Raw genomic sequence first — 19,058 nt, forward strand, 5'->3', positions numbered from 1 at the left:
TAGGTGTGCACGTCGTGGCGCAGGTGCATCCGGGAGATGAGGACCGACTGCTGGCGGCAGTATTTCGTGATCCCCTCCTTGCCGTGGCGGCGCCCGATTCCCGAGCCCGGCTTGGCGCCGCCCATCGGCAGCTCGAGGGCGGTGTAGTTGACGACGGCGTCGTTGACGTTGACCGCTCCCACCTCCAGCCTCCGGGCCACCGCCTCGGCGCGGGCGAGGTCCTTGCCGAAGACCGACCCGGACAGGCCGTAGTCCGAGTCGTTCGCCAGTCGGATCGCCTCCTCGGCGTCGGCGACCTTCATGACCGGCATTGTGGGCCCGAAGGTCTCCTCGCGCATGATCGCCATGTCGTGATCGACGTCGACGAGCACCGTCGGCGGGTACCAGTTCCCCGGCCGATCCGGCCGCTTTCCGCCGGTGAGGGCGCGAGCGCCCGCGGCAAGGGCCTCGGACACGTGCCGCTCGACGATGTCGACCTGCGGAGGGAAGGTGAGCGCGCCGACGTCGACACTGCCCGGTCCCATCGGCACGCCCTGACGCAGCCGGGAGACCTTCGTCGTCACCCTCGCGACGAAGTCGTCATAGATCGGGGCCTCGACATAGACCCGCTCGATCGAGATGCAGGTCTGGCCGGCGTTGAGCATCGAGTAGTAGGTGGCATGGGTCGCCGCCCGCTCGACGTCCGCGTCGGCGAGCACGATCATCGGGTCCTTGCCACCCAGCTCGAGGGACGCCGGGATCAGCCGCTCGGCAGCCCGGACGCCGACCTTGCGGCCGGTCGCGGTCGAGCCGGTGAACATGATCATGTCGACCTCGTCGATGATCGCGGCTCCCGTCTCCCCACGGCCGGTCAGCACCTGGAAGACGTCGGCGGGCAGCCCGCAGGAGAGCAGACCCTCGGCGAGCTGCAATGAGGTGAACGGGGTGTATTCCGACGGCTTGAGGAGCACGGAGTTGCCGGCCGCCAGCGCCGGGATGCAGTCGCCGAAGGAGTTGGTCAACGGATAATTCCACGGGCCGATGACACCGATGAGCCCCATCGGCCGATAGCGCTGGATCAGCCGCTTCCCGGCGACCAGGGGCTGTGCGGTGCGGATCCTGGTGTCCGCGAGGTAGGTCGGCGCCTCCTTGGCCCAGAAGCCGAAAGCCGCGGCGCCGTAGTTGATCTCCGCGAGCAGTGCATCTTCATAGGCCTTCCCGGTCTCGGCCGAGATGGTCGCGACGATCTCGTCGGCGTGGTCCATGATCCAACGCTGCATGCGGCGCATGATCGCCGCGCGGCCGCCGTAGCCCAGCGCCTCCCAGGCCGGTTGGGCTGCACGGCCCCGGGCTGCAGCGTCGGCAACCGCGGCTGCCGACAGGTCGGGCACGGGGCCGATGATCTCGCCCGTCGCGGGATTCTCGACCTCGATCGAGACCGCGGCCGAGGCGGCAGCCAGTGTGGCCATGAGAGCTACTCCTTTGACTTGATGCACGACACGCTGTTGCGGCCGCTCCCCAGCCTGCTCCCCATCGAACCCGCAGTTCACGGACGTCCGTACAAAAGTTGGTCACCCCATCGTGGCGATGGTCCAAGCCGGGTCCCGATGGTGGACGGGACGGCGGGCCGGGAATCATCAGACCCGCCTGCAGGCGTCGGGTGATCGCCCGGTCGGGGCACTTCGGAGAGGTCGGCAGCCGGACACAAGCAAGGCCCCACGACTTTGGATGATGATCCAAGTCGCGGGGGCCCCGAGCGAGCGTAGTTTGCTCGTCATGCAGACCACGACCGATCCCTCGGAGACCGGCACCCGCGTGCAGCTTCGCCAGCCGGTGACCGGACTACCGGACCCCGGTGAGCGCGTGCCGTCCATGGCATGGCCCACGGGTGTCCTCTATGTGGGCACGCTCGGACTCTTCGCCCTGGGCATGGCGGGCTACTTCGTCTGGGACTGGTCGCTGTGGCTGACCGTCCCCATCGGCGCCGCCGTCACCTTCTTGATGTTCAGCGTGCTGCATGAGTCGACGCACCACGCGATCAGCAGCAACACCCGGGTCAACAACCTGTTCGGGCACCTGTCGGTCCCGTTCGTGGTGGCGTGGTCGACCTACCCGCTGGTGAAGTTCATCCACATCGAGCACCACCGCAACACCAACGAGCCGAAGTCGATCGACCCCGACGCCTGGTGCGACGAGGGCCCGAAGGTGCTGCTCCCGCTCCGCTGGATGACGATCGACATCTGGTACGTCGTGTTCTACATGCGGCGCCTCAAGGACCGACCCAGCAAGGAGGTCGTGACCACCTTCACCCTCTTCACCGCCGTGTGGGGGTTGTTCGGGACGATCATCGCCCTCGGCGGTGGCGTCGACCTGCTGCTCGCCCTGCTCGTGCCCAACCGCTTCGGCGTGATGGTGCTCGCCTGGTGGTTCGACTACCTGCCCCACCACGGGCTGACGAAGACCCAGCGCGAGGACAAGTACCAGGCCACCCGGGTTCGAGTCGGCGGGGAGAGCGTGCTGACCCCGCTTTTCGTCTACCAGAACTACCACCTGGTCCACCATCTGCACCCCAGCATCCCCTTCTACCGCTACATCGTCGCGTGGAAGCGCAACGAGGAGGCCTACCTCGACCGCAATGCCGCGATCTCCACGTGGTTCGGCCGGTCGCTGACGACCAGTGAGTACCGCACCTGGCGGCGCCTGACCGACAAGCTCGAGCTCGCCACTCCCGGCACGGCCGAGCGGCCGGTCTTCCACCCGCTGCGGGTGAAGTCGGTGGAGCCGATCACCTCCGAGAGCATGGCCGTCACGTTCGACGTACCGCCCGATCTGGCGCACCGCTATCGCTATCTCCAGGGCCAGCACATCACCCTCCGTGCGGTGATCAACGGCCGCGAGGAGCGCCGTAGCTATTCGCTGATCGAGCCGGTCTCCGCCAACACCCTGCGTGTCGGCGTGAAGCAGATCCCCAACGGCGTGTTCTCCACCTATGTCAACAACCAGCTCGCCGCCGGGGACATCCTCGACGTGATGACGCCCACCGGCATCTTCAACGTGCGCCTCGACAAGGACTTCGAGCACCACCACGTCGCGCTGGCAGCGGGCTCCGGCGTCACGCCGATGATGTCGACCATCGCGACCACGCTGGAGACCGAGCCCAAGAGTCGCTTCACCCTGATCTATGGCAACCGCACCACCGAGTCCACGATGTTTCGCGACCGGCTCGACGCGTTGCAGGAGCAGTACGGCGGCCGGCTGACCGTCCACCACGTCCTCTCCGACGAGCTCGGCGGAGGCCTCACCGGCCAGATCACCCCTGAGCTCGTCAAGGAGCTCATCAAGGACCCGCGCGGGGTCTATGCCTGGTTCCTGTGCGGGCCGCAGGCGATGATCGACACGATGCGCACCGCGCTCGGCAACATGACCGACCTCAGCAGGGTGCTCAGCGAGGTCTTCTTCGTGGTCGACTCCGGCCCCGGCGTGAGCGTCGACGTCGACATCGAGAGCGAGGTCGTCGTCGCCCTCGACGGCGTCGAGACGAGTCTCAGGGTCCACTCGCAGGGCGACACGATCCTCGATGCCGCGCTGCAGGCGGGCATCGACCCGCCGTACTCCTGCGCAGGCGGAGCCTGCGGAACCTGCAAGGCGAAGGTGCTGCTCGGCAAGGCCGTCATGGACCAGAACCACGTGTTGGACGAGACGGAGGTCGAGGACGGTTTCATCCTCACCTGTCAGGCCCACCCGGTCACCCAAGAGGTCCGGATCGACTACGACGCCTGAACGTTGGCCCTTGGCTGGCGATGCAGCGGCATGCTCATCGGACCTCCCGGGTCAGTCCGGCAGGTTCATCTCCACCTGGGCCAGCACCGGGTCGCGCAGGCCGGCGGCGTCGTGGTCCCACCAGACGTCGCGATAGACGACGCGACCGGTCATCCACGGCTCGCGGGCAGGCAGCGCGACCATCTGGAACGCGGGGCCCGGGATGCGGCGCGACGGTGACTCGATGCCGTGGACGGACGCGGGCTCCCAGCCGCGGCGGCCGTAGTAGCCCGGGTCGCCCTCGAGGACGACGAGCGGCGCGCCGAGTCGCTCCGCCTCGGCGACCGCCGCGGCCAGCAGGGCGGCGCCGACACCGGTCCCCTGTCGCTCGGGTACGACGGACAGCGGACTCAGCACGAGCACGTCGACGAGCTCGGGGCGGGTGTCGAGCCAGGCATGGCTGAGGCCGACATGGCCCGCGATCGCACCGTCCCCATCCTCCGCGACGAGCTCGGCCCGGGCGTGGCCGCGCGCCACGACGTCCGCCCACAGGGCGGCGACGTGGTCGCCCTCGTCGGCGAAGGCGGCGGTGATCACCGCCGCGACGGCGTCGCGGTCGACGTCCAGGATCGGGCGGATCAGCGGAGCAGTCATGGGCACAGCATGCCCGCCACGAGCCGGGCCGGTCGGCGGGCGTCGTACCGCGGGCGAGAGACCTCCGTACCTCGGGTGAGAAACAGGCGTACTTCGGCGGGTCAGGCGGTGGGGTGCTCCTGGGCGAACGCCTGGACGGAGGCGAGGTCGTAGTGGCCGGCGTCGGTGCCGAGACCCTGGGCGACCTGGGCGGCGGTGGCGCAGCCGAGACGGGCGGAGGCGACGGGGTCGTGGCCGAGCGAGAGCCCGCGCAGGTAGCCGGCGGAGAAGGCGTCGCCGCAGCCGGTGGTGTCGACGACGTCGATGGCGTGGGCCGGGACCTCGGTGACGCCGTCGGCGGTCGCGACCAGGGCGCCGCGGCGGCCCTGGGTGACGGCGACGCAGCCGACGCCCATCGCGACGAGCGCCTGCGCGCCCTCCGCGAGGGTGGCGGCGCCGGTGAAGCCGAGCACCTGCTCGTCGTTGGGCAGCAGGTGGTCGGTGTGGGGGAGGGCGGCCCCGATCCAGGCGAGCATGTCGGGGTCGCCCGGCGCCAGCACGTCGACGGAGGTGGTGACGCCGGCCGCGCGGGCGCGGGCGAGCAGCTCGCCGGCGGCGTCGCCGCCGAGGAACTCCGGCCCGCCGAGGTGCAGGTGCGTCAGTTCGTCGAGCAGGTCGGCCGGAAGGTCGTCCAGCGTGAAGGTGCCGTTGGCTCCGATGCAGTGCCACGCCGGCCGATCGCCGTTGGACCGCACCGGCAGCACCGATGCCGACGTCTGCGTGTCCTCACGCTGGACGAGGCCGCGGGTCTCGACACCCTCGCGGCCGAGGAGCGCGATCAGGTTCTCGCTCAGCAGGTCGGTGCCCACGGCGCCGTAGGAGTGCACCTCCGCGCCGAGCCGGGCGAGCACCAGTGCCGCGCCGCCAGCGGTGCCGGCCGGGGACATCCGGATCGTCTCGACCAGCTGACCGTCGGATCCCTCGGGGATCGACTCGATGCCGATGACGTGAATGTCGAGCACGTGCACGCCGACGGTGGCGACCTTCATCGGTTCTCCTGGGTGCTGCCGTAGTTGCGTTCGATCGCGACGCGGATGACGTCGGCCTGCTGGTCGTCGGTGAGGACACGCGGCGTGCCGAGGGCGCTCGCTCGGTGGTGGAGCTGGCACAGCCACTCCAGCAGCAGGGCATTGTCGACCGCCTTGCCGAGGGTCGCTCCCACCGCCACCGAGCCGTGGTTGGCCATCAGCGCCGCGCTGCGGCCGGCGAGGGCGGTGCGCACCGAGGCGGCGAGCTCGTCGGTCCCGAAGGTGGCGTACGGCGCCACGGGGATCGCGCCGCCGAGCGCGAGCTGTTGGTAGTGCAGCACCGGCAGCTCGTCGAGCACGCACGCGACCGCGGTCGCGAAGGGCGCGTGGGTGTGGACGACGGCGCCCACCTGCCCCAACTGAGTGGACGGCCGGTCGGCGTAGATGCCGAAGTGCAGGGCCAGCTCCGAGGTCGGTGCGAGGTCGCCCTCGACGACGGCACCGTCGAGGTCGACGAGGGTGACCTGTCCGGGCGTGCACGAATCCAGGTGCGCACCGGTCGCGGTGACGGCGACGAGATCGCCCAGCCGCGCGCTCACGTTGCCGGCGGTGCCGATGAGGAGGCCGGCAGCCGCGAGCTCCCGCGCCGCCTCGGCGACGTCGCGGCGCAGCTCGCCGCGCTCGGCGGGGGTCGTGCTCACCCGGCCACGTCGATCCGGCCGAGGTAGGCGGTGACCACCTCGATCGCCTGCTCGACGAGGAAGGTGTCGCCCTGGGGGTCGTGCTCGAACGCGAGCTGGAAGGCGCGGTCGCCGAGCTCGACGGCCAGGCCGGCGATGGCGGACAGCTCGTCGGGGGTGAAGGCGCCCGGGGCGATCAGGCCGGCGTCGTCGGCGAAGGCGAGCAGGTTGGCGGCGATGCGCTTGTTGTGGTGACGGCCGTAGTCATAGATCGCACTGTTGGTGCGCCCGCGCATCCAGATCTGCATGAAGGCGGGCCGACGGTGATAGACGGCCACGAAGGCTCGCATCGACGTCTCGACCAGCGTCGCGAGCGTGATCTCGCCCCGCTCGGCGGCAGCCGCGAGGTCGAGCGCGACCTGGTCGTCCATCTCGGCCATGTCGCGCTCGCAGAGGGCGAGCAGGACCGCCTCCTTGTCGGAGAAGTACTGATAGAGCGAGGCCACCGGCAGCTCGGCACGCTCGGCGATCGACCGCGTGGTCAGGCCCTCGACGCCGTCGGAGAGGACGAGCTCCGAGGTGGCGTCGAGGATGCGCTCGACCCGCTCGCGCGATCGCGCCTGCGTGGGTAGCCGACGGCGGGTCCCGGTCGTTGAGCCCCCAGCTGGGTCAGGAGACGCAACGGTGGCGGAGGACATGGCGAGAGTGTAGCCTCCAATCCGAATCTGACACAGATTCATGTTCTTCCGTCGAGGTCACCGGAGGTGTCGACCATGGAGATCGCCAACGGACCCGCCTGGGATGTCGGCCGGCGCGGTGTCCTGCTCGGTGGCGCGGCGGGTGCGCTCGCCCTCGGCTCCCTGGCCACCGAGGCCCTCGAGGCCGAGGTCAACGCCGCCACCCGCGGCGGCCGGCTGCCGGCCGCGGTCGACGTCGTCGTGGTCGGCGGAGGGATCTCCGGCCTCGTCGCCGCTCGCCGGGTCGCGCGCTCCGGCCGCTCCGTCCTCGTCGCCGAGGCGCGCGACCGCGTCGGCGGCCGGGTGCTCAACCACCACCTCCGCACCGGCGGCACCATCGAGGCCGGCGGCGCCTTCGTGGGGCCGACCCAGGGTCACATCAAGGCGCTGGCCAAGGAGCTGGGCATCGCGACCTTCGACGAGTACGTCGCCGGGCAGAACGTCTACCTCTCCTCGCTCACCGGCCGGCAGCTCTACACCGGCACCGTCCCGCCCGACCCGCTGATCCTCGTCGACGCGGCCCTGCTGCAGATGCAGCTCGACGGGTGGGCCGCCGACATGCCGGTGGACGCGCCGTGGGCGCACCCGAAGGCGAAGGAGTGGGACGCCACGACGTTGGGCGACCACATCCAGCGCACCTCCCTCAACGGCACGGGCGTCAACCGGCTCCTGGCGTGCTGGACCCAGCCGACCTTCGGCGCCGACCCCGACCAGCTCTCCCTGCTCTTCGTGATCCACTACCTCGCCTGCTCGGGCGACGAGCGCAACGTCGGCACCTTCGCGCGCAGCTCCGACACCATCGACGGCGCGCAGGAGAGCCGCTTCGTCGGCGGCTCGCAGCGCATCCCGCTCGGCCTGGCCCGCCAGCTCGGCGACCGGGTCGCCCTCAACGCCGCCGTGCGCCGGATCGAGCACCGGCCCGGCCACGCCCTCGTGCACACCGCCCGAGGCCGCGTGCGCGCCAAGCGGGTGATCGTGGCCGCCCCGCCCAAGCAGGTGCTCGGCATCGACTTCGCGCCGGGCATGCCCGTTGGGCGTCGTACCCTCCTGCAGCGGCAGCAGATGGGCCGGCTGATGAAGTGCGACGCCGTCTATGAGACGCCGTTCTGGCGTGAGGCCGGGCTCAGCGGCTTCGGGATCGCCGACTCCGGCGCCGTCCGCGCCGCGTTCGACAACGGCGTGAAGAACACCGATCACGGCATCCTGCTGGCCTTCGTCGGTGGCTCCACCTGGCGGCAGTACGGCAATCTCTCGCTGGCCGAGCGCCGTCGCGCCGTGCTGCAGGGCTTCGCCGCGATGTTCGGCGAGCAGGCGCTGCACCCGATCGAATACACCGCGCAGGACTGGACCAAGGAGCGGTGGACCAAGGGTGGCCCGACCGCGATCTGCCCACCGGGCGTGCTGTCCACCCATGGACGCCACCTGGTCCGACCGTTCGGGCGCGTGCACTGGGCCGGCACCGAGACCTCGACCTACTGGACCGGCTACATGGACGGCGCGGTCCGCGCCGGCAAGCGCGCCGCCGTCGAGGTCCTGGAGCAGCTGCGATGAGCGCCCCTACGACGCCCCGCCGCACGATCGCGCTGGCCGCCCTCACGGCCGTGGTCGGCCTGGCCGGCTCGCTGCTGACCGCGCCGACCGCTGCCGCGCCGGCCCGCGAGGTCGGGCACACGCGGGTGCTCGCGCGGATCCAGAAGCCCGGCTTCCCGGCCTACGTCCACGTCCACACCAACGGCCGCGTCTACGTCGGGACCTACACCAACCCGGCGGGCGATGCGATGCGCTCGCGGGTCTTCGAATACACCGGCAGCGGCACCCTGCTGCGGTCGTGGACCGTGCCGGGTCAGGACCTCGCCGCCCCTCGCGGCGTGCAGGTCGCGACCTCGGACGCACGCGGACGACTCGTGGTGCTGGAGAAGTCGCGCGGACGGGTGCTGACGCTGGATCCGCGCACCGGCCGCTTCCGGCTGCAGGCCACGATCCCGGACTCCCCGGACGCCGGGAAGCCGATCCCCAACTACGCGGCCTGGGGCCCGGACGGTGCGCTCTATGTCAGCGACTACGGCCAGGCCGTGATCTGGCGGATCCCGGCCGCGGGCGGTGTGCCGCGCGCGTGGTTCCGCAGCGCGGCGCTCGACGGCCTGGAGTTCGGCACGACCGGCATCGTCTACCAGCCGTCGACGCGCTCCTTCCTGATCAGCCAGCAGACGACGTCCGATCCGCTCGACCTGCTGCGCGGCCACCTCTACCGGCTCCGGGTGCGTGCCGACGGCCGTCCGGGTGCGCTGAGCACCGTGTGGACGTCGGGTCCGCTCGACCTGCCCGACGGCTTCGGCATCGCCCGCTCGGGCAACATCTACCTCTCGCTGCTCGGCACCAACCAGCTGGTGAAGCTGAGCCCGCAGGGCCGGGTCGTCCGCCGTTTCCCCGCCGCCAACGGCTCGGGCGTCGATTTCGACAGTCCCTCCAACGCCACCTTCCTCGGCACCCGCGTCCTGGTCGCCAACCAGTCGGCGGTGATCAGCACCCCCGACCACCACGTGATCCTCGACGTCGAGGTCGGCGAGCGCGGCCTGCCCCTCCACCTTCCGACCCGCTCCCGCCTGCGCTGAGACACCCCCCGGTCATCGAGGAGCGAGCGCCAGCGAGCGTCATGAGATGCCTGTGCGGACCTTGCGGAGGTTCCCGCCGGGGTCTCGTGACGCCCGCTCGTTCCTCGCGGGCTCCTCGACCAACGACGGGGCCGAGTCACCTTCCCCGGCCGAGGTCGTTGGACCTCGGGTGGGCGCGCTCGGCGTCCCCCGGGGAGGGAAGTCATGAAGCGTCATCTGGCCCGTTGTGCGACCGTCGTCGCCGCGATCCTCGGCCTCGGTGTCCTCGCGCCGACCGGGGTCGCGGCCGCGGACGACGAGCCGTTGCCCGTGCCGTACTCGTTCCTGCCCAACGCCGCATTCGGCGGCCTGCCCGGTGCGAACGCGCCCGGCACCAACGACTGGTCGTGCAGGCCGACCGCCCGGCACCCCCGCCCGGTGGTCCTGGTCCACGGCCTGATCGGCAACCGGTCCACCAACTGGCAGACCTACGGGCCGCTGCTGAAGAACAACGGCTACTGCGTCTTCGCCCTCACCTACGGCGTCGAGTACGACGTCACGCCCGCCAACCTCTTCGGCGGCGTCGAGGACATGCGCCGGAGCGCGGGCGAGCTCAAGACGTTCGTCGACAGGGTGCTCCGGGCGACCGGTGCCCGGCGGGTCGACCTGGTCGGCCACTCCGAGGGCACCGTGATGCCGCAGTGGTATCTCAAGTTCCTCGGCGGCGCGACGAAGGTCCGCAACTACGTCGGCCTGGCGTCGGCCTACAAGGGCACCTCGATCGCATCGATCGGCGACGGGTTCGCGCCCTTCCTCCCCGACGGCATGCTGCCGACCCTCTGCAAGTCCTGCCTGCAGTTCTCGCCCAACTCCGGCTTCATGAGGAAGCTGCACCAGGGCGGCCTGCTGCAGGAGGGCGTGCGCTACACCAGCATCGTCACGAAGTACGACGAGCTCGTGCTGCCCTACACCAACGGCACCATGAAGGGCGTGAAGAACATCGTCCTGCAGGACGTCTGCCCGCAGGACTTCTCCGAGCACTTCCAGATCGCGTCGAGTCGCAACGCCGCGCGTCTCGTCCTCAACGCGCTCGACCCGGCCCACTCCAGGCCGGTCAGCTGCGCGCTGGTGCTGCCGTTCGTCGGGGAGCTGATCCCCGGCCTGTTGTGAGGCCTCGCCAGAAGTTCGCGATTTCGCCGCGGCGCAGGGCCCTGCTCGCCTAGCCTTGTCCTCGTCGTGGAGGGACGGCGGTTCGACGGTCCCCATTTCTGGAGGGGACTGCAGCATGCTCGCGCTCGTACGTCGTCGTCGCGCGTCCGCGACCACGACCACGACCACGACCATGGTGAGGGCGTTCGTCCTCGCGGCGGTCGGCGCCGTCGGCGCCTCGCTGCTCGCGATCGTCGGGTCGGGTGTGTCGGCCGCACCGGCCGGGGCGGCGCCCGGCGCCGCGCCGCTGCGGGTGATGGTCGTCGGGGACTCGATCTCGCAGGGCTTCGGTGGCGACGCGACCTGGCGCTACTGGTTCTGGCGCGAGACGCAGCGTCAAGGCGTCCCCCTCGACTTCGTCGGGCCGGACACCGGCTTCGTGACCGGCTACGGCACCCGCTACGAGTTCGCGGACCCTCGCTTCGACCGTGACCACGCTGCCCGCGGGGGCTCGACCATCAACAACCATCTCGCGCGGATCGACGGGCTGATGGCCACCTATGCGCCGCAGGTCGTGGTGATCGAGCTGGGCGTCAACGACGCCCTGCGCGGCGACAACGGAGCGACCATCGCCGCGGAGCTCGAGGAGATGGTGGAGCGTGTCTGGAGCAGCGCTGCCGGGACCCGTGTCGTCCTGGCCGGGGTGCCGCGGATCGTCGCCCGGCCGGAGGTGTCGGCTGCGGCCGCGGAGGCCAACCGGCTGCTGGCGCAGCGGTTCGCCCTGGACTCGCGGGTGCTGCGGGTGGTCGACACCGCTGCCCCAGCGACGAGGACGGGGCGTCTGACCTCCGACGGCCTGCACCCGAACGCCACGGGCCAGACCCACCTGGCCCAGCGCTTCGCGGAGGCCTTCCGCAGCGGCGGCTACCTCCCGCAGGAGCCGGCGATCTTCCACGAGCGCACGTGGTCGCCCAAGGTCATTCCTCGCGTCGTCCCCCGCACCGTGGGAGGCCGGCGGACGGTCGTCGTCGACTGGCGCGTCGCCGCGGCCGAGGTGCGGATGCGGCGGGTCCGCATCCGGATCTCCCAGCGCGGCTCCGGTCTGGTGCGCGACACGGCGTGGCTGCCCAGCCGCAGCGACCGGATCTCCCTGCGGGTCGGCCCCGGCGTCTACGACGTGCAGCTCGTCCCCCGGCGCGCCAGCATGATCGGAGCGCCCGGCCCGCGGGTCCGGGTCCGGGTGAGATGACGGCGGCCAGCCGCCCGGTCCCGAATAGGCTTCGGCCATGTCTGACCAGTCCTCCGCCACCTTGACCGCCCGGGAAGCCATCACGGCCGTCCAGGGGCACGAGGCGTGGGCGATCATCCGACGCTCGACCCGGGCCGGCGACAAGGACACGGTCGGCGTCCTCGGCGGCACCCGCAGCGTGGTCGACTCGATCGCCGACATCCCGCTCGAGACCGGCGTCGCCGCGCCGGGCCGCACCTGCGACCGCCTGGTCGCCGTGCCGTTCCGGCAGGTCACCGAGCGCGGCTTCGAGGCGCACGACGACGGGACGCCGCTCGTGGTCGTCGACGTGCAGGCCGAGCACGAGTTCTCGGTCGCCGAGGTGATCGCGGCCATCGACGAGGTGCCGGTCGACTTCACCGACCGCGGCGGCTTCGACACCGACGACGACGCCTACGCCAAGATCGTCGAGCAGATCATCGACGAGGAGATCGGGCAGGGCGAGGGCGCCAACCTGGTCATCGGCCGCAACTACCGCGCCGTCGTCGCGGACTGGAGCGCCGAGGTCGCGCTCACCGTCTATCGACGTCTCCTCGAGCGCGAGCGCGGCGCCTACTGGACCTTCATCTTCTTCACCGGCGACCGCTACCTGATCGGCGCCAGCCCCGAGCGGCACGTCTCCGTCCACGGCGGCGACGTCCGGATGAACCCCATCTCCGGCACCTTCCACCTGCGCCCGCCGGCCGGCGAGACCCGCAGCACGCAGGCACGTCTCGCGGAGTTCCTCACCGACGAGAAGGAGATCTACGAGCTCTTCATGGTCGTCGACGAAGAGCTCAAGATGATGTGCGAGATCTGCACGGAAGGCGGCCAGGTGCTCGGCCCGTTCCTCAAGCCGATGACCCACCTCATCCACACCGAGTACCTCCTCGCGGGCCGCACCACCCGCGACGTCCGCGAGGTCCTCCGGGACACGATGTACGCCGCCACGGTCACCGGCTCGCCCGTCGAGAACGCCTGCCGGCTCATCAAGCAGTACGAGCCCGAGGGTCGCGGCTACTACGCCGCTGCGCTCGCGATCTTCGGCCGTGACGCCGACGGCGCCCCCGTCGTCGACTCCCCGATCGTCATCCGCACCGCGGACGTCGACCTCGACGGCCGGCTCAAGGTCACCGCCGGGGCGACCCTCGTGCGCGACTCCGTGCCGTCGTACGAGGTGGCGGAGACCCACGCCAAGGCCGGCGGCATCCTGTCGGCCTTCGGGCTGGCCGCCGCCGCACCCACCCCGACGACCGACGTCGCCACCCTCGTCGCCGACGAGGAGGTGCTGATCGCGCTCAACGCCCGCAACAACCGGCTCTCCGGCTTCTGGCTCGCCGACCAGGCGGGCACGCCGGTCGACCCGCGGCTGATCGGCAAGACCGCCGTCATCCTCGACGGCGAGGACGACTTCGTGAACATGCTGCGCCACATGCTGATGCGGATGGGCATCGGCTCCAGCGTGATCCGGCACGAGCAGTACGTCGACGGCTGCCTCGACGGCTTCGACCTCGTCATCGTCGGCCCCGGGCCGGGCGATCCGCGCGACGACGCGGACCCCAAGATGGCCAACCTGCGCGCAGCCGTGCGTTGGCTGCTCGACCACGAGCAGCCGTTCCTCGCGATCTGCCTGGGCCACCAGGCGCTGTGCCACACCCTCGGCATCCCGCTGGCCTACAAGGACATCGTCTTCCAGGGCACGCAGGCCGCGGTCCTCCTCGACGGCAAGCCGCAGCGGGTGGGCTTCTACAACACGTTCGTCGGTCGTCCCGACGCGTCGACGCCTCTCCCCGACGGGGTCCGCGTCGACGCCGACGCCGGGTCCGGCGACATCAACGCGCTGGCGGGTCCGCACTATCGCGGCGTGCAGTTCCATGCCGAGTCGATCCTCACCGAGCGCGGCTTCGAGATCGTGCACGACCTGGTCGTCGACGTCCTGCTGTGACGACCGGTGGTCATCGAGGAGCGAGCGCAGGACCCTTGGTCATCGAGGAGCGAGCGCCAGCGAGCGTCACGAGATGTCGGTGCTCACCTCGACGGGGCGACCACAGGGGTCTCGTGACGCCCCGTTCGTTCCTCGCGGGGCTCCTCGACCACCAGAGGCGCTCGTTCCTCGACCACCGACGGAGCGAGTGCCGTGACCGCTGACGTGGTCGTGGTCGACCACCACGACTCCTACACCTGGAACCTCGTCCACCTCGTCGCCGGTGTCACGGGGGTGCTGCCGACGGTGGTGCAGTGGGACGAGCCGGTCGACCTCGCGTCGTACTCCCACATCGTGCTCTCGCCGGGGCCCGGTCACCCGGACGAGTACCGCTGGGAGCACTTCGGGCAGGACCGGCCGGTGCTCGGCGTCTGCCTCGGCCTGCAGGCCATGGTGGTGGCCTTCGGCGGCGAGGTCGGCCGGGTCGGGCCGGCGCACGGGACGATCGAGCAGGTGACCCACGACGGGCGGGGAGTGTTCGCCGGCCTGCCCGCGACCTTCGACGCGGTGCGCTACCACTCGCTGGCGGCGGTCCGGCTGTCCGACCAGCTCGAGGCGACCGCCTGGGCCGGCGACGGCACGCTGATGGGTGCGCGCCACCGGAGCCTGCCGATCGAGGGCGTCCAGTTCCACCCCGAGTCGGTGCTGTCGGAGCACGGCGCGAGGTTGGTCGCCAATTTCCTCGGCGCGGCCGGGCCCGACGGGCCCGGCCGTCCGGAGGCGGGCGTCAGCGGACCTGCTGGTTGAGCTTCATCAGTCGGACGTTGAAGTCGGCGTCGAAGGCGATCGCCTCGATGTGCAGTGTGTCCCTGGTCAGCCCCCTGATCGCCGCGGTCCGCCAGGCGCCCGGCCGGGTGGGCTCGGTGAAGCTGGGTTGTGCCCGGCTCTTTGCGAGGGTCCTCTGCAGCGCCGAGGTGCCCTCGAGCCAGCGGCGCTTCGAGAAGTCGTAGGTCCACCAGATCCTGCCGCGCTTCTGGGCGACGAAGGCGCCGACCATCACGACCCCGTTGCCGACGTCCGAGCTCGTGCCCCGGATGACCCGCCACGACGAGGCCAGGCCGGGCCTGGCCGGTCGCGTGATCCTCACGGTGGGGGCGATGTCGTCGAGCCGGACCCAGACCGTCGGCAGCGCGACGTCACTGGTGTTGCCGAACTCGTCGGTCAGCCGCACGACCGGGGTGAACTTCCCGGCGCGCGAGTAGGTCAGGTGGAAGGGCGTGTCCGCCGCCCAGTCCCGGGCCGCGGAGCCGTCGCCGGGCAGCACGCTCCGGCTCACGGTGTCCGGGTCCACGCTGACCTGGGTGATGGAGAACGCCGCGCTTGCCGGCTCCTCCTCGTCGCCGAGGTAGGAGAGGAAGGCGGTCGTGCGGGAGAGCTGGAAGCTGCCCTCGGGAGCCGTGGTGTCCAGCGGCGGCGGGGTGAACTTCACGACGGCGACGTCGCCGGTGGCCGGCGCGATGGGCTGCACGGCGATCCAGTAGTCGACGCCGTCCGTCAGGCTGCTGGACACGAGGGTGGCCGAGGTGGCCGCCGTGTCCTTGTTGCCGAAGGCCTTGCCCGGGTCGGAGGTGCCGTCCTCGCGATTGGCGATGAGCACGCTGTATCTCGTCGCGTCCGGGTTCGCCGTCCAGGCTGCGGAGATCTCCCAGCCGTCGTTGCTTCCCGGCTTCTGCACGACGGTCACGCTCAGGTCCGTGACCGGGTCGTCGGGGGCGGCCTGCGCGGGCGCGAGTCCGCCCAGCAGCAGGGTGACCACCAGGGGTGGCAGGACGAGGGACGGGCGAAAACTCATGTGCAGGAACCTTCGATGGGGGGTGGCGGCCGGGATCGACCGGCCCCCATGAGACGACACCGACTCTGCCCGCGTCAGGCGATTCGCGAAGTCGAGACCTTCGTCATGGTCGGGCGCTGCTGTCGAGTGGTGCCCGACGGCGGGGCGTGCAGCCGGGAGGGGTTGGCGGAGCCGTGGGAGGCTGGGTGCCATGGTGACCCAGGGCGACCCCGTCGAGGCGTTCGCACGGGTCCAGGCGCGGCACGACCGTTGCGTGTGGCTCGACGGAGGTGGTGCCCGCGACTGGTCGCGTCGCCGCTCCGTGATCGGTTGGCTGGACGAGGACGACGTGTCGTTGACCTACTCCGCCGCGCGGCGCGAGGTGACCCGCCACGCAGGCGGTCGCTCCGTGCTGGTCGGGGACGACCCGTTCGTCGTCCTCGAGGAGGAGCTGGCCGCGGGTCGCGCGAGTGACCAGTGGTTCGGCTACTTCGGCTACGCCGCGCGGCCCGACCTGCCAGCCGACCCGGACCCCGATCTCCCCGACGCGGTGTGGATGCGACCCAGCCACCTGCGGGAGTTCGACCACACCGTGGAGGCCGACGCGCGGGTCGGCGTCTCCGGGCGCGGGATCGGTGAGGCGGGGGAGGGCGCCGGCGCCTCCGAGCCGCCCGCGTCGTACGCCGCCGCCTTCGCGCGGGTCCAGGAGCACCTGCATGCCGGCAACTCCTACGAGGTCAACCTGACCTACCGCCAGCGGGTGGCGAGCAACCTCAGCCCGGCGGCCGCCTACCTGCGGTTGCGGGCGCTGAATCCCGCTCCCTACGCGGGTTTCCTCCAGCACGACATCGCGGACGCCCCGGCCTGGCTGCTCAGCTCCTCGCCGGAGCGCTACGCGCTGATCACCGACGACCGCGTCCTGGAGACCAAGCCCATCAAGGGCACCACGCCCCGCGGCGCCACCCCCGACGACGACACCGCGGCCCGCGAGCACCTCGCCGGCGACCCCAAGTTCCACAGCGAGAACCTGATGATCGTCGACCTGCTGCGCAACGACCTCGCGATGGTCTGCGACGTGGGCACCGTCGAGGTGCCGGTGCTGATGGACGTCGAGTCCTATGCCTCGGTCCACCAGCTCGTGTCGACCGTCCGCGGCCGGCTCCGCGCCGACGTGACCACGATGGCCGCGCTGCGCGCACTCTTTCCGGCCGGCTCGATGACCGGCGCCCCGAAGCTGCGGACGATGGAGATCATCGGCGAGGTCGAGGACCGCCCGCGTGGCGCCTACAGCGGTGCCTTCGGCTGGGTCTCCGGCGACGGCCGCGCCGACCTCGGTGTCATCATCCGCACCCTGGCCACCGCCGACGGCCGCGACTACGTGCTCGGCACCGGAGGCGGCATCACCGTCGCCAGCGACGAGGCCGAGGAGTGGGCCGAGACCGAGTGGAAGGCCGCCCGGCTGCTCCAGGCGGTCAGCCCTTCGCTCGTCGAGTAGCCGGCGAGTCTCAGCTCCCTTCGCCGCGCACGTCCGAGGCCTCGGCATGCTGTGACAGCCGGGCGAGGGTGGCCTCGACGCCGCGCACGATCCGCTGCTCGTCGTAGGGCTTCGGGTCGACGACGTCGACCTGCTGGATGAGGCCGCCGTTCTGGACGAAGCCGGTGACATAGAGCTGGTCCTTCGTCGCGTTGACGACGACGCGCGCATCGTCGGCTCCCGCGATCGCCGGCTCGGTGACCTCGGTCCCGTTGCCGACCTGCATGGTCTTCCAGGCCTCGTCGAGGGTGCCCGAGAACAGCAGATAGCTCGAGGTGAGCGCGGGCTCGTCGCCCTCGGGGTCCTTCGGGGTGAAGCGGCACTCGGGGGACTGCTCGGTGCCGGCGTCCTTGGTCGCGTCGGTACCGAACTGCTTCTTCACGAAGCCGACCCCGAGTGCGTCGCACGGGTTCCACAGCGCGGGGGTCTCGGTCGGGAGGTCGGGCTTGGCGCCGACCTCGTCGTCGCCTCCGCAGCCGGCCAGCGCCAGGACGGGTACGACGAGTAGTGCGGCCGCGCGCCGCGGGGTCCCGGCCGCCTCACGCATCGCTCTGCTCCCGTCCGGGCAGGCGCAGCACCAGTCGTGCGCCACCGGTGGCGTTGGCCGTCGCCTCCACCGTGCCGGCGTGCCGCTCCGCCACCTGCCGCACGATCGCCAGCCCGAGGCCCGAGCCGGGCAGGGTCCGGGCGTCGGGCGAGCGCCAGAAGCGGTCGAAGATCTGGGCCCGGTCGTCCTCCGCGATCCCGGGTCCCTGGTCGTCGACGGTCAGCACACCGTCGCTGAGTCGCACCGTCACCTGGCCTCCTTCGGGGCTCCACTTGGCAGCATTGTCGAGCAGGTTGGTGATCGCGCGCTCCAGCTCGGCGGCCTCGCCGACGACCCACCACGGGCGGGTGAAGACCTCGAAGTCGAGGCTGGGCGCGCGGCGTCGTACCCGCTGCACGGCGTGGTCGACGACGTCGGCGAGGTCCACCGGCTCGACCTGGACCTTCACCGGCTCGTCGCGGGCCAGCTCCGTGAGGTCACCGATGAGCGTGGTCAGCTCCTCGATCTGGGCCTTGACGTCGTCGAGCAGCTCGTCGCGCGACTCGGCGGGCAGCTGGGGTCCGGCACCGCGAACGCTCATCGTCAGCAGCTCGATGTTGGTGCGCAGCGCGGTCAGTGGCGTGCGCAGCTCGTGGCTGGCGTCCGCGACGAGCTGCCGTTGTCGCAGCCGACTGGCGTCGAGGGCGCGCAGCATCTGGTTGAACGCCGTCGCCAGGCGGGCGATCTCGTCGTCGCCCTCGATCGGCAGCGGCCGGAAGTCCTCGGTGCGGGCCACGTGCTCCACCGAGTCGGTGAGTTTCCGGACCGGCCGCAGGCCGTTGCTCGCGACCAGCCAGCCGGCCATGCCGGCCGCGATGACCCCGAACGCGCCGAACGCCAGGGTCACCCAGCCGAGGGTGGCGAGGATCCGGTCCTGGTCCTCCAGGGGCTGCGCGATGATGAGCGCGATGCCGTCCTGCTGGGTGGGGACGGTCACGACCCGATAGCGGTCGCCGGCGACCACGATGGTGCGCAGCGACTCCTCGGTCTCGCCGGCGGCGACCTCGAGCTCCGGCGTGCCGAGCTCCATCGTCGGCCCGCGGTCGATGACCTTGAGGATGCCGCGGTCGGTCAGGAAGGCGATCCGGACGTCGGCCGCTCCGAGCGCCCACGGCGGCACGCCCTCGACGCTCGCGCTGAGCAGGATGTCGGTGCGGGCGGCCTTGTGGGCGCGGTCGACCAGCGAGTCGTCGAGCGTCTGCTGCATCTGCACGCGGGCGGTGATGTAGGCGCCCACCGCGACCAGCGCGACGGACAGACCGACCGCGATCGTGGTGAGCAGGATGACCCGGCTCGCGAGCGAGCGGCGATAGTGCCAGCGCCCGTCGACGGCGACTCCGGTCATCTCGGTCGGTCCGGC

General features: G+C 71.2%; 16 protein-coding genes. 8 read left to right on the plus strand and 8 right to left on the minus strand.

The genetic code is table 11. The features are described 5' to 3' along the window. Window positions 1–1,448: aldehyde dehydrogenase family protein (locus E9934_RS18160; RefSeq protein WP_136564322.1), on the minus strand; the 1,448-nt coding region annotated here is incomplete at its 3' end. Between the two features lie 307 nt (window positions 1,449–1,755). Between E9934_RS18160 and E9934_RS18165 the strand changes: the two genes are divergently transcribed. Next, window positions 1,756–3,759 (plus strand): fatty acid desaturase, encoded by a 2,004-nt coding sequence (locus tag E9934_RS18165; protein ID WP_158295060.1) that lies wholly within the window; start codon window positions 1,756–1,758, stop codon window positions 3,757–3,759. A 51-nt stretch (window positions 3,760–3,810) separates the two neighbouring features. Here the strand turns inward: E9934_RS18165 and E9934_RS18170 are convergent, their stop codons facing one another. The 4 genes from E9934_RS18170 to E9934_RS18185 all read right to left on the minus strand — a co-directional run bounded on the left by E9934_RS18170 (window position 3,811) and on the right by E9934_RS18185 (window position 6,777). After that, complete coding sequence (locus E9934_RS18170; RefSeq protein ID WP_136564324.1) at window positions 3,811–4,392, minus strand: GNAT family N-acetyltransferase; 582 nt, start codon at window positions 4,390–4,392, stop codon at window positions 3,811–3,813. Window positions 4,393–4,493: 101 nt separating this feature from the next. Further along, on the minus strand, window positions 4,494–5,420 hold the full coding sequence (locus E9934_RS18175) for a carbohydrate kinase family protein (RefSeq protein ID WP_136564325.1): 927 nt from the start codon (window positions 5,418–5,420) through the stop codon (window positions 4,494–4,496). After that, complete coding sequence (locus E9934_RS18180; RefSeq protein ID WP_136564326.1) at window positions 5,417–6,100, minus strand: class II aldolase/adducin family protein; 684 nt, start codon at window positions 6,098–6,100, stop codon at window positions 5,417–5,419. Before E9934_RS18180 ends, E9934_RS18175 begins: the two co-directional genes overlap by 4 nt. Continuing rightward, the gene (locus E9934_RS18185; protein WP_158295061.1) at window positions 6,097–6,777 is read right to left on the minus strand and encodes a TetR/AcrR family transcriptional regulator; all 681 of its coding nucleotides are present in this window, start codon (window positions 6,775–6,777) and stop codon (window positions 6,097–6,099) included. Before E9934_RS18185 ends, E9934_RS18180 begins: the two co-directional genes overlap by 4 nt. A 75-nt stretch (window positions 6,778–6,852) precedes the next feature. Between E9934_RS18185 and E9934_RS18190 the strand changes: the two genes are divergently transcribed. From E9934_RS18190 to E9934_RS18215, 6 genes are all read left to right on the plus strand, one after another. Continuing rightward, window positions 6,853–8,367 (plus strand): flavin monoamine oxidase family protein, encoded by a 1,515-nt coding sequence (locus tag E9934_RS18190; protein ID WP_136564328.1) that lies wholly within the window; start codon window positions 6,853–6,855, stop codon window positions 8,365–8,367. Next, complete coding sequence (locus E9934_RS18195) at window positions 8,364–9,428, plus strand: SMP-30/gluconolactonase/LRE family protein (protein ID WP_136564329.1); 1,065 nt, start codon at window positions 8,364–8,366, stop codon at window positions 9,426–9,428. The genes E9934_RS18190 and E9934_RS18195 overlap by 4 nt, the downstream gene beginning before the upstream one ends. A gap of 204 nt (window positions 9,429–9,632) precedes the next feature. Further along, window positions 9,633–10,577: an esterase/lipase family protein gene (locus E9934_RS18200; protein ID WP_136564330.1), complete on the plus strand. Its 945-nt coding sequence runs from the start codon at window positions 9,633–9,635 to the stop codon at window positions 10,575–10,577. Window positions 10,578–10,692: 115 nt separating this feature from the next. Beyond that, window positions 10,693–11,805 carry an SGNH/GDSL hydrolase family protein gene (locus tag E9934_RS18205; protein ID WP_136564331.1) on the plus strand — a complete coding sequence of 371 codons (1,113 nt, stop codon included), beginning with the start codon at window positions 10,693–10,695 and terminating at the stop codon, window positions 11,803–11,805. Between the two features lie 37 nt (window positions 11,806–11,842). Then, entirely contained in the window at window positions 11,843–13,768 is a 1,926-nt protein-coding gene (locus tag E9934_RS18210) for an anthranilate synthase family protein (RefSeq protein ID WP_136564332.1), read from the plus strand. A 192-nt stretch (window positions 13,769–13,960) separates the two neighbouring features. Beyond that, complete coding sequence (locus tag E9934_RS18215; RefSeq protein ID WP_136564333.1) at window positions 13,961–14,554, plus strand: anthranilate synthase component II; 594 nt, start codon at window positions 13,961–13,963, stop codon at window positions 14,552–14,554. On the opposite strand, the gene E9934_RS18220 is transcribed toward E9934_RS18215, so the two are convergent. After that, window positions 14,535–15,599: a hypothetical protein gene (locus E9934_RS18220; RefSeq protein WP_136564334.1), complete on the minus strand. Its 1,065-nt coding sequence runs from the start codon at window positions 15,597–15,599 to the stop codon at window positions 14,535–14,537. The two genes, E9934_RS18215 and E9934_RS18220, sit on opposite strands and share 20 nt — an antisense overlap. A gap of 190 nt (window positions 15,600–15,789) precedes the next feature. Here E9934_RS18220 and E9934_RS18225 point away from each other — a divergent pair, with 190 nt between their 5' ends. Next, the gene (locus E9934_RS18225; RefSeq protein ID WP_136564335.1) at window positions 15,790–17,073 is read left to right on the plus strand and encodes an anthranilate synthase component I family protein; all 1,284 of its coding nucleotides are present in this window, start codon (window positions 15,790–15,792) and stop codon (window positions 17,071–17,073) included. A gap of 10 nt (window positions 17,074–17,083) precedes the next feature. Here the strand turns inward: E9934_RS18225 and E9934_RS18230 are convergent, their stop codons facing one another. Continuing rightward, on the minus strand, window positions 17,084–17,659 hold the full coding sequence (locus E9934_RS18230) for a hypothetical protein (protein WP_136564336.1): 576 nt from the start codon (window positions 17,657–17,659) through the stop codon (window positions 17,084–17,086). Then, window positions 17,652–19,043: a HAMP domain-containing sensor histidine kinase gene (locus E9934_RS18235; RefSeq protein WP_136564337.1), complete on the minus strand. Its 1,392-nt coding sequence runs from the start codon at window positions 19,041–19,043 to the stop codon at window positions 17,652–17,654. Before E9934_RS18235 ends, E9934_RS18230 begins: the two co-directional genes overlap by 8 nt. Window positions 19,044–19,058: the final 15 nt, after the last annotated feature.

This window comes from Nocardioides caeni (genome assembly GCF_004912195.1).
Classification (GTDB): Bacteria; Actinomycetota; Actinomycetes; order Propionibacteriales; family Nocardioidaceae; genus Nocardioides; species Nocardioides caeni.